7 protein-coding genes are annotated in these 13,904 nt (G+C 73.6%); 6 read left to right on the forward strand and 1 reads right to left on the reverse strand.

The features are described from left to right. Nucleotides 1-13 precede the first annotated feature (13 nt). On the forward strand, nucleotides 14-4,627 hold the full coding sequence (locus AB0E88_RS30510; protein WP_361637357.1) for a hypothetical protein: 4,614 nt from the start codon (nucleotides 14-16) through the stop codon (nucleotides 4,625-4,627). An 86-nt stretch (nucleotides 4,628-4,713) separates the two neighbouring features. Here AB0E88_RS30510 and AB0E88_RS30515 read toward each other — a convergent pair whose 3' ends face one another. Then, the gene (locus AB0E88_RS30515; protein WP_361637360.1) at nucleotides 4,714-5,238 is read right to left on the reverse strand and encodes a hypothetical protein; all 525 of its coding nucleotides are present in this window, start codon (nucleotides 5,236-5,238) and stop codon (nucleotides 4,714-4,716) included. Between the two features lie 423 nt (nucleotides 5,239-5,661). Between AB0E88_RS30515 and AB0E88_RS30520 the strand changes: the two genes are divergently transcribed. The 5 genes from AB0E88_RS30520 to AB0E88_RS30540 are packed head-to-tail and all read left to right on the forward strand — an operon-like array spanning nucleotide 5,662 to nucleotide 13,830. Continuing rightward, nucleotides 5,662-8,769 carry a nitrate- and nitrite sensing domain-containing protein gene (locus AB0E88_RS30520; protein WP_361637406.1) on the forward strand — a complete coding sequence of 1,036 codons (3,108 nt, stop codon included), beginning with the start codon at nucleotides 5,662-5,664 and terminating at the stop codon, nucleotides 8,767-8,769. After that, a complete protein-coding gene (locus AB0E88_RS30525; protein ID WP_361637363.1) occupies nucleotides 8,766-9,197 on the forward strand; it encodes a roadblock/LC7 domain-containing protein in 432 nt (143 codons plus the stop codon). Before AB0E88_RS30520 ends, AB0E88_RS30525 begins: the two co-directional genes overlap by 4 nt. A gap of 9 nt (nucleotides 9,198-9,206) precedes the next feature. Further along, entirely contained in the window at nucleotides 9,207-9,602 is a 396-nt protein-coding gene (locus tag AB0E88_RS30530) for a DUF742 domain-containing protein (RefSeq protein WP_361637366.1), read from the forward strand. Between the two features lie 24 nt (nucleotides 9,603-9,626). After that, on the forward strand, nucleotides 9,627-13,244 hold the full coding sequence (locus AB0E88_RS30535; RefSeq protein ID WP_361637369.1) for a hydantoinase B/oxoprolinase family protein: 3,618 nt from the start codon (nucleotides 9,627-9,629) through the stop codon (nucleotides 13,242-13,244). Continuing rightward, the gene (locus AB0E88_RS30540; RefSeq protein ID WP_361637372.1) at nucleotides 13,225-13,830 is read left to right on the forward strand and encodes an ATP/GTP-binding protein; all 606 of its coding nucleotides are present in this window, start codon (nucleotides 13,225-13,227) and stop codon (nucleotides 13,828-13,830) included. The genes AB0E88_RS30535 and AB0E88_RS30540 overlap by 20 nt, the downstream gene beginning before the upstream one ends. Nucleotides 13,831-13,904: the final 74 nt, after the last annotated feature.

A 13,904-nucleotide genomic window follows, 5' to 3' on the forward strand; every position in this document is an offset into this window, starting at 1 on the left:
ACGAGAGTCCGCCATGTACGAGCTGTCCCGGGTCCGCCTCTACTCCATCGGTCCCGCCGGTGCCCGCTACGCCGACACCGTGCTTGACCTGCGAGGCGTGGGTGAGCCGGTGCCCGACCCCGCGCCCACCCAGGCGGAGTTCTTCGAGGAGGAGCCGGTCGGCCCGCCGCGCCGTCCCGCCCCGGCGGGTGTGCTCTTCCTGGAGAACGGCGGCGGCAAGTCCGTCCTGCTCAAACTGATCTTCTCGGTGATGCTGCCGGGCCACCGCAACACCCTCGGCGGCGCCAGCTCCGGCGTGCTGCGCAAGTTCCTGCTCGCCGACGACTGCGGGCACGTCGCCCTGGAGTGGCAGCACGTGCAGACCGGCGAGTGCGTCGTCGTCGGCAAGGTCAGCGAGTGGCGCGGCCGCCAGGTCTCCAACGACCCGCGCAAGTTCGCCGAGGCCTGGTACTCCTTCCGGCCCGGCCCCGGGCTCACCCTGGACAACCTGCCGGTCGCCGAGTCCACCGCCGTGCGCCCGCCCGTCGAGGGCCAGTCCGGCGCACAGGGCCGCCGTCGCACCATGAAGGGCTTCCGTGACGCCCTCACCGAGGCCGGCAAGGCGTACCCGCACCTGGAGGTGCACTGGGAGGAGATCCACGACCGCTGGATCGAGCACCTCGGCGACCTCGGCCTCGATCCCGAACTCTTCCGCTACCAGCGGGAGATGAACGCCGACGAGGGTGAGGCCGCCGGCCTGTTCGCGGTGAAGAAGGACTCCGACTTCACCGACCTGCTGCTGCGCGCGGTCACCGACACCCGCGACACCGACGGCCTCGCCGACCTGGTCGGCGGCTTCGGCAACAAGCTCGGCCGGCGCGCCGAGCTGATCGCCGAACGCGACTTCACCGCCGGCTCCGTCGACCTGCTCGGCCGGATCGTCGAAGCGGCCGACGCCCGCGCCCGCGCGCGAGACATTCACGCGGGCGCCGAGCGCCGCACCCGCACCCTGGCCCGCCGGCTGACCGCACGGGCCGTGCAGGAACGCGCCCGCGCCACCGACCTCGCCCAGCGGGTCACCGCCGCCGCCTACGCCGTCACGCACAGCGAGGGCGCCCGCGAGCGCAGCGCCCTCATCGCGGCCGAACTCGCCTACCGGCACGCCTCCTTGGCCCTGGCCGCCGCCGAGAAGGCCGCCGCGGCGCAGAAGCGGGAGCTGGCCGACGCCCGCACCCTGCACGCCGCCTGGCAGGCCGCCGAGGCCGTCCTGCGCCACCGCGCGGCCGCCGACCGGGTCGCCCGGGTGTCGGCCGCGATCCAGGAGGCGGAGCGGGACGCGGCCCCCGCGCTCGCCGCGCGCACCAAGGCCGCCGTCGACCTCGTCCGGGCCCTGCACGCTGCCGCGGAGAACGCCGAGAACCTCGCCAACGAGGAGGAGGAACGCTCCGCGCAGCTCCAGGAGGTCAGCGACGCGGCCTACCGGGACTCCACCGCCGCCGCGACCGAGGCGCAGCGCGCCCGCAGTGAGGTCGGGCATCTGCGCCAGCGCCTCAGCGAGGTCGAACAGGAGACCGCCGAGGCCGTCCGCGCCGGCTGGCTCGACGACAGCACACCCGACGCCGACCCGGCCCGCGCCGCCCTCGCCGCCAGCGACGCCGAGAAGACCGCGGTCGCCGCCTGGGACACCGCCCGCGAGGCGGCGCGCCGGGCCACCGAGCACGCGCGCGAGGCGGCCGCCGCCGAGACCCGCGCCGAACTGACCGCCGCCCGCGCGGCCGACGCCGCCACCGCCGCCGAGCGCTCCCACGACGGCGAACGCCGCACCGCGGAGGCGCTGTCCCGCGAGGAGCGGCTCGCGGAGCTGCTCGGCCTGACCGACACGCGCTCCGCCATCCCGCAGCCCCGGCAGGGCGACGACACCGGCGGCCGGGGTGCCCTGACGCCGGAGGAGCTGGACCGCTGCGCCGACGAGCTGCGTGGACTCCTCGACGACGCCGTCTCCTCGGCCGAACGCCAGCTGTTCGACCTGCGTACGGCCGCCGCCGACGACGCCCGCATCCTGGGCGCGCTCGGTGACGGCGGGCTGCTGCCGCCCGGCCCGGACGTCCTCGCCACCGTCGAGTTCCTCGGCGAGCACGGCATCCCCGCCCTGCCCGGCTGGCGCTACCTCGCCCAGGCCGTCGACCCCGCCGACCACGCGCGCGTGCTGGCCGCCCGGCCCGAACTCGTCGACGGCGTGATCATCACCGACCCCGACTCGCACGCCCGCGCGCGTCAGGCGCTCGGCGACGCGGCCCTGCTGCCCCGCTCGGCCGTCGCCGTCGGCACCGCCGCCGCCCTGCTGGCCCCCACCCCGGCCGTGGAGACGGACACCGGGGACGTGTTCCTCGTCCCGCCGAACCCGGCCATGCACGACGAGCACGCCGCCGACGAGGAACGGCAGGCGCTGCGCGCCCGGGCGACCGAGCGCGACGAGGAGATCCGCGCCCTCGCCGCACGCCTGGGCAAGGACCGCGAGCTGTCCGCGCGGCTCGCGTCCTGGCGCACCGGCTGCCCCGCCGGACGGCTCGTCGAACTCGCCGAGGCCGCCCGTGAGGCACGCGCGTTCGCCGAGGAGACCGAGGCGGAGCTGACCGAGGCCCGCACCGCCCGCGCCGAGGCCGAGGAGACCGCCGCCGAGGCGGTCCGCGTCCGCGACGAGCGGCAGGAGGCCGCGCAGAAGGCCCGCCGCGCCGCCGACGCCCTGGCCGGACTCGCCTTCCGGCTGCGCGAACGCGCCGGCTGGCAGGCCCGCGTGCGCGAACTCGCCGACGAGGCCACCGAGAGCGAGGCCCGCGCCCAGGCCTGCCTGGAGCGGGCCCGCGCCGCCGACGAGGACCGCCGCGCCGCCCAGCGCGCCGCCGACGACGCCCGCCGCACCGCACGCGCGCTGCGCGCCGAGCGCTCCGAGATCGCCGGCGCCCCCGACGACGTACCGGAGGCGGACGGGGACACGGTCAAGACGTCCCTGCCCGCGCTGCGCGAGGCCTACCGGGCCGCTTCCCAGGTGTACGAGAAGGTGGGTGTCGGCGCCGATCTGCGGGCCGAACAGGCCCGCGCCGAGAGCGACGAGAGCGCCGCCCGGGCCGAACTGGACCGGCTGAGCAACAAGGTCCGCACCCGCGCCGAGCAGCTGCTCGAATCCCCCGACGGCTCCGACGGGCCGTCCCGGCAGGCGGCCGCCGCCCGCGCCGAGGAGCTGGTGCAGCTCCTGGAGACGCGCATGTCGAACGCGAGCGAACAGCTCGGCCGGCTGCGCGGCGAGGCCGAACGGCACGCCCCCGAGGACGGCGAGGCCCACACCGAACTGCCCGAGGAACTCGTCCCCCGCGACGCCGACCACGCGCAGGCCCTGCTGCGCACGGCGAGCGCCGAACTCGGCTCGCGCACCGAGGCCCTGGCCCAGGCGCGCGACGCGCACGCCGAGCTGCTCCAGGCCCACCGCGCCGCCGAGGACGCGGTCGGCGGCTTCGAGGAACTCGCCGCGATGCTCCGCGACCTGCTGCGCGAGCACGCCGGCGAGGAGGAACAGGAGGAGTCCGAGCCCTACCCCGGCACGCTGGAGGAGGCCCGTCAGGCGGCCGCCGAGACCCGCCGTTCCCTGCGCGGCTGCGCCGCCGACCTGTCCGCCGCCGAGGCCTCCGTCCGCGAGGCGAGCGACATCCTCGTCCGGCACGCCAACTCCACCCGCTACGAGCAGGTCCGCACCCCGGCCCGGCAGCAGATCCGCGAACTGCCCGCCTCCGCGCTGCCCGAGCACGCCCAGAAGTGGGCCGACGCCTTCGCGCCCCGCCTGCGCGTCCTCACCGATGAGCTGGCGCAGCTGGAGCGCAACCGCGACTCGATCGTGGACCGGCTGCGCGGCCTCGTGGAGACCGCGCTGGCCACCCTTCGCTCGGCTCAGCGGCTGTCCCGGCTGCCCGAGGGGCTCGGCGAGTGGTCCGGGCAGGAGTTCTTGCGCATCCGCTTCGAGGAGCCCGACCAGGCGACCCTCACCGAGCGCCTCGGCGAAGTCATCGACGAGGCCACCCGCGCGGCCGTGAAGAAGAACTCCGACCTGCGCCGCGACGGCATGTCCCTGCTGCTGCGCGGGGTGGCCGCGGCCCTGCAGCCCAAGGGCGTCGCCGTGGAGATCCTCAAGCCGGACGCCGTGCTGCGCGCCGAGCGGGTACCGGTCGGGCAGATGGGCGACGTGTTCTCCGGCGGCCAGCTGCTCACTGCCGCGATCGCGCTGTACTGCACGATGGCCGCGCTGCGGTCCAACGACCGGGGCCGGGACAAGCACCGGCACGCCGGCACGCTGTTCCTCGACAACCCCATCGGCCGCGCCAACGCCACCTATCTCCTGGAGCTGCAGCGAGCCGTGTCCGACGCGCTCGGTGTGCAACTGCTGTACACCACCGGCCTGTTCGACACCACCGCCCTCGCGGAGTTCCCGCTGGTGATCCGGCTGCGCAACGACGCCGACCTGCGGGCCGGCCTGAAGTACATCAGCGTCGAGGAACACCTGCGGCCCGGTCTGCCCCAGCAGATCCCCGCCGGGGAGGCGGCACACAGCGAGATCACAGCGACGCGGATGTACAAGCGACCGGCCCCGACGACTCCCTAGCCGCTCGTGGGGCGGCGGCCCGCGGTGTCAGGGTGCACCCGTGGTGTCAGGGGTGCACCCGCGGTGCCAGGGGTGCGCCCGTGGTGTCAGGGGTGCGACAGCTGTCCGGCGCCCCCGCGCCGCCGTATCCGCCCCTGGCCCCGCTCGGCCGCCCGCCGGGCGCGCCGCCGCTCGCGGCGCAGCGCCCGCGCGGTGCTGCTCGGTGTCGACACCACGCCGTTGCGCTGGTTCCACACCTGGCGGGTCACCCACACGTCGAGGACGCTCCAGGTGGCGACCACGGTGCTCGCGATGCTGCTCAGCACCATCGGGAAGGCCAGCCAGGACCCGGCCATGGTGCACAGGAAGGCCACCACGGCCTGTATCAGGGTCACGGCGATGATCAGCACCGCCCTCACGGCGGCCGTGCGCACCGGGTCGGGCAGCCGGCGCCGTCGTGCGGGCTCCTCGACCCACAACGGCCGGTACGTTTCCCGGCTTCCGGGAACCGCCCGCTCGGCCGGGCCCTCGTCGGCCGGACCACCGAGATCCGGGCGTTGCCGTCCCCGCCGCTTCGTCGTGCCTCCCGTCGTGCCGGTTCCAGGTGCCTGGCGCCGCTCCGCCGTGCCCATCAACGTGCCCCTCCCCACCGCCGGTCGAACCGTTCCCCTCGTCACCGGAAGATCTCCGGCTCCTTGACTGGCTGCCCGGCTTGCGCTGCTTTATGCCCCCGGGAGGCGGGATGTGGCTCCTGTGGCGCCTTCCGCCCCCATTTCCTGTAGAGAAGGACGAACAGGACCGCGCGAAGATTCCCACGCGGCGTAAGAATTCAGCCAGTTCCCGAAGTTCGCTGCGCCGGTCCGCGGCGGCCGTCCCGCCGTAGCCCGCCGGACAATCTCCCGCAATGCCCCGACACTTCCCCATGTCGCGCCACCGGTACGGAAGTTCAGGTTCCGGACGGCTCTTCGAGTTCCCTGTCCGTCGGTAGTAGGCTCGCGCCGTTTGTTGACGTACATGTGTACCCCCTGCTGGTGGGGGTCGAGCTGGGGGAGGCCATGCGCTTTCGCGGGAAGTCGATCCGCCGGAAGATCGTGGCGCTGCTTCTCGTGCCGCTGGTGTCCCTGACCGCGATCTGGGGCTTCGCCACGGTGCTCACCGGACGGGAGGCCGCCCGGCTGTTCGGGGTCTCCTCCGTCATGGAGAACGTCGGCTTTCCGGTCGAGGACACCGTCCGCGTCCTGCAGCAGGAACGCCGGCAGACCCTCGTCTACCTGGCGGACCCACGGGCCGCCGACGCCCTGTCCGCGCTGCGCCGCACCCGCACCGCCACCGACAAGGCCGTCGCCGAGGTGCGGCGCGGGGCGACGACGTCCGATGTGCGCGAGGACCTCGACACGGACGACAGCGAGGCCGTCACCGCCATCCTGGACGCCTTCGACGGCATCGACTCCCTGCGCCGCAGCGTCGAACAGGGCACCGTCAGCCGAGCCCAGGCCCTCGACCTCTACGACCGCCTGGTCGACCCGTGCTTCACCCTGCTGTCCAAACTCGACGTCGTCGACAGCGTCGAGATGGACAAGGAGTACCGGGCCCTCGTCAACGCCGCCCGCGCCCGCGAACTTCTCTCCCGCGAGGACGCCCTGCTCGGCTCGGCCCTGGTGGTCGGAAAGCTCCGCCGGGACGAGATGCGCCATGTCTTCGACCTGGTCGCCCAGCGAGAGGTCCTCTACGAGGTCAGCCTCCCGCAACTGCCCGGCGGGGAGCGCGAACGCTACGAACGCTTCTGGAGGAACGCCACCACCGCACCGCTGCGCTCCGCCGAACAGTCGGTCGTCACCGCGTCCCCCGGCCGCCTGCCCGACGGCGTGACCGCCAAAGACTGGGACACCGCGGCAGGCACCACGCTGCGGGACCTCGGCACCCTCGACGACCAGGCGGGCGACCGCTACCAGGACCGGGTCCAGCCCGTCGCGATGAACGTCATCCTCAAGGCGGTCTTCGCCGCGGCCCTCGGCCTCGTCGCCCTGGTGCTGTCCCTGCTGCTGTCGGTGCGCATCGGCCGCGCCCTCGTCCGGGACCTGCGCCAGCTGCGCACGGAGGCGCACGAGGCGTCCGGCGTGCGGCTGCCCAGCGTGATGCGGCGCCTGTCCGCCGGCGAGAAGGTCGACGTGGAGACCGAGGTCCCGCGCCTGGAGTACGACCGGAACGAGATCGGCGAAGTCGGGCAGGCCCTCAACACCCTGCAGCGCGCCGCCGTCGAAGCCGCCGTGAAGCAGGCCGAGTTGCGCGCCGGCGTCTCCGAGGTGTTCGTCAACCTCGCCCGCCGCAGCCAGGTCCTGCTGCACAAGCAGCTCACTCTGCTCGACACCATGGAGCGCAGGACCGAGGACACCGAGGAACTCGCCGACCTCTTCCGCCTCGACCACCTGACGACCCGGATGCGCCGGCACGCCGAGGGCCTGGTGATCCTCTCCGGTGCCGCCCCCTCCCGGCAGTGGCGCAAACCCGTCCAGCTGATGGACGTGGTCCGGGCCGCCGTCGCGGAGGTCGAGGACTACGAACGCATCGAGGTCCGCCGGCTGCCGCGGGTCGCCGTCACCGGCCCGGCCGTCGCCGACCTCACCCACCTCGTCGCCGAACTCCTCGAGAACGCCACCGTCTTCTCACCGCCCCACACCGCCGTCCACGTCGTCGGCGAGCGGGTCGCCAACGGATTCACCCTCGAGATACACGACCGCGGCCTGGGCATGACCGCCGAGGCTCTGCTCGACGCCAACCTGCGCCTCGCCGAGACGCCCGAGTTCGAGCTGTCGGACACCGACCGGCTCGGCCTGTTCGTGGTCAGCCGGCTCGCCCAGCGCCAGAACGTCCGGGTCTCCCTCCAGCCGTCCCCCTACGGCGGCACCACCGCCATCGTCTTCCTACCGGACGCGCTGCTGAGCGACGACGTCCCCGACACCAACGGCATCGGCTTCCGCCTGGACCGTCCGCACACCGCCAAGGACACCAAGGCGGCCGGCCGGCGCCGGGCAGCCCTCGCCAAGGGCCCCGTGCAGCTGCCGGGCCTGCCCGCCTCGCTGCTGGACGGCCCGGTCGAGCTGGACGCTCCCGTCGATCTGAACGCGCTCGGCGACCTGCCCGACGTCCTCGACGACGACAGTGGCCTGTTCCGTCCCCGCCGCTCCGTGACGGGGACGCCGGACGCCCCCGTGGGCGAACCACGCGGATCGCTGCGCGGCAGCCTCGGCGCCCGGCGCGAAGCGGACACCGTCGACCCGGACGAGCGGACGCAGGCCGCGGGCGGCCCGGTGCCGCTGTCCCGACGCCAGACCCCCAAGCTCGTCAGCTCGCACGGCCGTCCGGTCGGCGAGCGACGCTCACGGCGGGACGAAGAGGACGCCGAGCCCGCGCCCCGGCGTCCGGCGCCCGAAGGGGAGAACCTGGCGCCCCTGCCCACTCGCCGCCGTGGCGGCCCGGCACCACACCACCGCGGCACGGCCGACCGCCGCCCGGTCGAGCCGGCCACCGCCGGTGCCGACGACCCGGCGGGCGCCCCCGCGCTGCCCCGGCGGACGCGTGGCGGGACCTCGCCGTCGGAACCGGTCGCCCCGCGACGGCACGATCTGCCCTCCGGCGACGCGGCCGACTCCGCCGAGAGCCGGCCCGCGTCGACACCGGGCGGCAGCGGACCGGCGGAGGCCGGACCGAGCCGTGACGACCACGACCGGCGGCCACCGGAGCGCCCCGGCCGGCCCGGCCGAACCTCCTCGGACGAGCGGAACGCCGCCGAGCCGACCGCCGCCGGCACCCGCACCGAGGGCCAGGACCCACGCCGGCCGGACACCTCCGCCCGGGCCTCCTCCGACGAGCGGGACACCACCGGTACCACGCCGCCCGCCACGCCCGCCGAGGCTCCCGCCGCGCAGGGCCGGTTGCCCCGGCGGGTGCGCCAGGCCAGCCTGGCCCCGCAGCTCAAGCAGACACCCGCCCATGGCTCCCGCCCCGCGGCGGACGAGCCCGGGGAACGGGACGCGGAGGAAGTACGCAGCCGTATGGCCTCGCTCCAGCGGGGCTGGCAGCGCGGCCGCGAGGAGAACGCCGCCGGCGAGAACGCCCGGAGCGGCTCAGCACCACAGGGAACCACTAAGGGGGACGGTCGATGACCGCACCGAAGCCGACCGGCCGCACGACCAGCAACGGGGAGCTCAACTGGCTGCTCGACGACCTGGTGGACCGCGTCGCGAGCATCCGCAAGGCCGTCGTGCTCTCCGGCGACGGCCTGCCGACCGGGGTGTCCAAGGACCTGACCCGGGAGGACGGCGAGCACCTCGCCGCCGTCGCCTCGGGCTTCCACAGCCTCGCCAAGGGCGTGGGCCGCCACTTCGAGGCCGGCAGTGTCCGCCAGACCGTGGTGGAGCTCGACGACGCCTTCCTCTTCGTGACCGCCGCGGGCGACGGCAGCTGCCTCGCCGTGCTGTCCGACGCCGACTCGGACGTCGGCCAGGTCGCCTACGAGATGACCCTCCTCGTCAAGCGGGTCGGTGTGCATCTGGGCACCGCGCCGCGCACCGATCTGCCCTCCGGCGGGTAGTGAGAGGTCATGAGCGCAGACGGTCAGGCAAGCAGCCGCTGGTTCGACGAGGAGGCCGGACCGGTCGTCCGCCCGTACGCCATGACGCGCGGCCGCACCACCAGTGCGGCCCAGCACCGCCTCGACCTGATCGCGGTGGTCGTCGCGGAACCCGGCGCGGGCGACCCGGAAACCGATCCCACGCTCTCCCCGGAGCACGTGGACATCGTCGAGCTGTGCCGCACCACCCCGCAGTCGGTCGCCGAGCTGGCCGCGGAGCTCGATCTGCCCATCGGCGTGGTCCGGGTCCTCGTCGGCGATCTCGTGCACGGTGAATTCGTCCATGTGAACCGGCCCGTACCGCCTGCCGAGCTGCCCGACGAGAGTATTCTGCGCGACGTGATCAACGGCCTGCGAGCGCTGTGAACAGCGTGGAAGCCGGGTGAGGACATGACGGGCTGGCAGTTCTGGGTCGACCGGGGCGGCACGTTCACCGACATCGTCGCGCGCCGCCCGGACGGCCGCCTGCTGACGCACAAACTGCTCTCGGACACCCCCGCACGCCATGAGGACGCGGCCGTCACCGGCGTGCGCACCCTGCTCGCCGGTTCCCCGGAGCCGGTGGAGGCCGTCCGCATGGGCACCACGGTCGCCACCAACGCCCTGCTTGAACGCAAGGGCGAACGCACCCTGCTGGTGATCACCCGCGGCTTCCGCGACGCCCTGCGCATCGCCTACCAGAACCGCCCGCACATCTTCGCCCGCCGCATCGAGCTGCCCGAACTGCTCCACGAGCGGGTCGTCGAGGTCGACGAACGCATGGCCGCCGACGGGACCGTACTGCGCGCCCCCGACCTGGACGCTCTCGCCGGACCCCTCCGGCAGGCGTACGACGACGGGATCCGCGCCGTCGCCGTGGTCTGCATGCACAGCCATCTCCACCCGGCGCACGAGAGGGCCGTAGGCGAGCTGGCCGAGCGCATCGGTTTCCCGCAGATCTCGCTGTCCAGCGAGGTCAGCCCCCTGATGAAGCTCGTCCCGCGCGGCGACACCGCCGTCGTCGACGCCTACCTCTCGCCCGTGCTCCGCCGGTACGTCCAGCACGTCGCCGACGAGCTCAAGGGCGTACGGCTGATGTTCATGCAGTCCAACGGCGGTCTCGCCGAAGCCGGGCAGTTCCGCGGCAAGGACGCCATCCTGTCGGGCCCGGCCGGTGGCATCGTCGGCATGGCCAGGATGTCGCAACTGGCCGGCTTCGACCGGGTCATCGGCTTCGACATGGGCGGCACCTCCACCGACGTCTCGCACTTCGCCGGCGCCTACGAACGCGTCTTCACCACGCAGATCTCCGGCGTCCGGCTGCGCGCGCCGATGCTCGACATCCACACCGTCGCGGCCGGAGGCGGCTCGGTCCTGCACTTCGACGGCTCCCGCTACCGCGTAGGGCCGGACTCGGCGGGCGCGGACCCCGGCCCCGCCTGCTACCGCGCCGGCGGGCCACTGGCCGTGACGGACGCCAACGTCATGCTCGGCCGTATCCAGCCGGCCCACTTCCCCCAGGTCTTCGGCCCGGACGGCGACCAGCCCCTGGACGCCGACATCGTCCGGGACCGCTTCACCGCGCTCGCCCGGCGGATCCATGAGCGGACCGGCGACAACCGCACCCCCGAACAGGTCGCCGAGGGCTACCTGCAGATCGCCGTCGCCAACATCGCCAACGCGGTGAAGCGGATCTCCGTGCAGAAGGGCCACGACGTCACCCGCTACACCCTCACCACGTTCGGCGGCGCGGGCGGCCAGCACGCGTGCAGGGTGGCCGACTCGCTCGGCATCCGCACCGTCCTCGTCCCGCCCATGGCCGGCGTGCTGTCCGCCCTCGGCATCGGCCTCGCCGACACCACCGCCATGCGCGAACAGTCCGTCGAGGCACCACTGGATCCCTCCGCACTCCCCGGCGTGCGCCGGACGGCCGACGACCTGGAGGCCGCGGCCCGCGCGGAACTCCTCGCCGAGGACGTGCCCGAGGACCGCATCCGTGTCAGCCGCCGTGCCCAACTGCGCTACGACGGCACCGACACCACCCTCACCGTCGAGCTGACCGAGCCGGATGCCATGCGGCAGGCGTTCGAGGAACGTCATCGCGCCACGTACTCCTTCACGCTCGACCGTCCGATCGTCGTCGAAGCCCTCTCCGTCGAAGCCACCGGCATCACTGAACCCCCCGATCTGTCCGCCCTCGCCCCGTACGAAGGCACCCCGGCCGCGCCCGAGACCGTCCGCCTCCACACCGGCGGCGCCTGGCGCGACGTACCCCTGCACCGCCGTGAGCACCTGGCTCCCGGCCATGCCGTCACCGGACCCGCGATCATCACGGAGGCCAGTGCGACCACCGTCGTCGACGACGGCTGGGAGGCCGTCGCCCGTGACGACGGGCATCTGGTCATGGAACGCGTCGCGGTCACGCAGAGTTCCCACATCGGCACGGAAACCGATCCCGTCCGGCTGGAGATCTTCAACAACCTCTTCATGTCGATCGCGGAACAGATGGGCGCCCGCCTGGAGTCCACCGCCCAGTCGGTCAACATCAAGGAGCGTCTGGACTTCTCCTGCGCCCTGTTCGACCCCGACGGGAACCTGGTGGCCAACGCCCCGCACATCCCCGTCCACCTGGGCTCGATGGGCACCAGCGTCAAGGAGGTCATCACACGCCGCGGGGCCCGGATGCGGCCCGGCGACACCTACGCCGTCAACGACCCGTACCACGGCGGCACCCATCTGCCCGACGTCACCGTGATCACCCCCGTCTTCGACACGGAGGGTGAGCGGATCCTCTTCCACGTCGCCTCCCGGGGCCACCACGCCGAGATCGGCGGCATCGCGCCGGGCTCCATGCCCGCGGGCAGCCGGACCATCGAGGAGGAAGGGGTGCTGTTCGACAACTGGCTGCTCGCCGAAGGCGGCCGGCTGCGCGAGCAGGAGACCTACCGCCTGCTGACCGAGGCGCCGCACCCCTCACGCAACCCCGCAACCAACCTCGCCGACCTGCGGGCCCAGATCGCCGCCAACCACAAGGGCGTCGAGGAGGTCGGCCGCATGATCGACGCGGTCGGACTCGACGTCGTCCAGGCGTACATGAGGCACGTCCAGGACAACGCCGAAGAGGCCGTCCGCCGGGTGATCGACGCGCTGGACGACGGCGAGTACGCCTACGAGACGGACTCCTCGGCGGTGATCCGGGTACGCGTGCGCGTGGACCGCGCCGAGCGCACCGCCACCATCGACTTCACCGGCACCTCCGCACAGCTGGACACGAACTTCAACGCGCCCTTCTCGGTCGTCAACGCCGCCGTCCTGTACGTCTTCCGCACCCTGGTCGCCGATGACATCCCGCTCAACGACGGCTGCCTGCGCCCGCTGCGGATCATCGTGCCGCCCGGCTCGATGCTGGCGCCCGAGCCGCCCGCCGCCGTCGTGGCCGGCAATGTGGAGACGTCCCAGGCCATCACCGGTGCGCTGTACGCGGCGCTGGGCGTGCAGGCCGAGGGTTCCGGCACGATGAACAACGTCACCTTCGGCAACGACCGGCACCAGTACTACGAGACCGTCGCCTCCGGGTCCGGCGCCGGGGACGGTTTCCCCGGCGCCGGCGTCGTGCAGACCCATATGACGAACTCCCGGCTCACCGACCCCGAGGTGCTGGAGTGGCGGCTGCCCGTGCGGCTCGAGGAGTTCGCGATCCGGCGCGGCAGCGGCGGAGCCGGACGGTGGTGCGGCGGCGACGGAGCGGTGCGCCGCATCCGCTTCGACGCCCCCATGACCGTCTCCACGCTGTCGCAGCACCGCAGGGTGCCGCCCTACGGGATGGCGGGAGGCCGGCCGGGAGCCCTGGGCGCCAACCGGATCGAGCGCGCCGACGGCACCGTGACCCGCCTAGGCGGCAGCGGCTCGGCCGACGTCGCACCCGGCGACGTACTCGTCATCGAAACCCCCGGCGGAGGGGGCTACGGCCCGCCGCCGGACGACACCCAGCGAGCAGGAGAAGGAACCGATGATCTTCGGGCGCTCTGAACGAGGCAAGCCCCCGGTCGAGCCCGTCACGCTCAAGATCCTCGTGGCCGGCGGCTTCGGCGTGGGCAAGACCACGCTGGTCGGCGCGGTCAGCGAGATCAGGCCGCTGCGCACCGAGGAACTGCTCACCGAGGCGGGACGCCCGGTCGACGACACGCGAGGAGTGGAGAGCAAGCACACCACCACCGTCGCGATGGACTTCGGGCGCATCACCCTCCGCGAGGACCTCGTGCTGTACCTCTTCGGCACACCCGGCCAGGAACGCTTCTGGTTCATGTGGGACGAGTTGTCGGGGGGCGCGCTCGGCGCCGTCGTCCTCGCCGACACCCGCCGCCTGGAGGACTGCTTCGCCGCCGTCGACTACTTCGAGCGCCGCTCCATCCCCTTCGTCGTCGGCGTCAACTGCTTCGAGGGTGCCGCACGCCATCCGGCCGAGGACGTCCGCGCGGCGCTGGACCTGGACGACGAGGTTCCGGTCGTGCTGTGCGACGCCCGCGACCGCGGGTCGGTCAAGGACGTGCTGATCGGCGTCGTCCAGCACGCGATGGCCTGCACGGCGGAACACCGCCGGGCCGTCACCACCTGACGTAATACCTGACGCACGGGCGCGGCTCGTACCCCCGCCGACCGGGGTACGAGCCGCAGTCCGTGAGCGCACGC

Origin of the sequence: Streptomyces sp. NPDC028635 (assembly GCF_040637635.1) — a bacterium.
Lineage (GTDB): Bacteria > Actinomycetota > Actinomycetes > Streptomycetales > Streptomycetaceae > Streptomyces.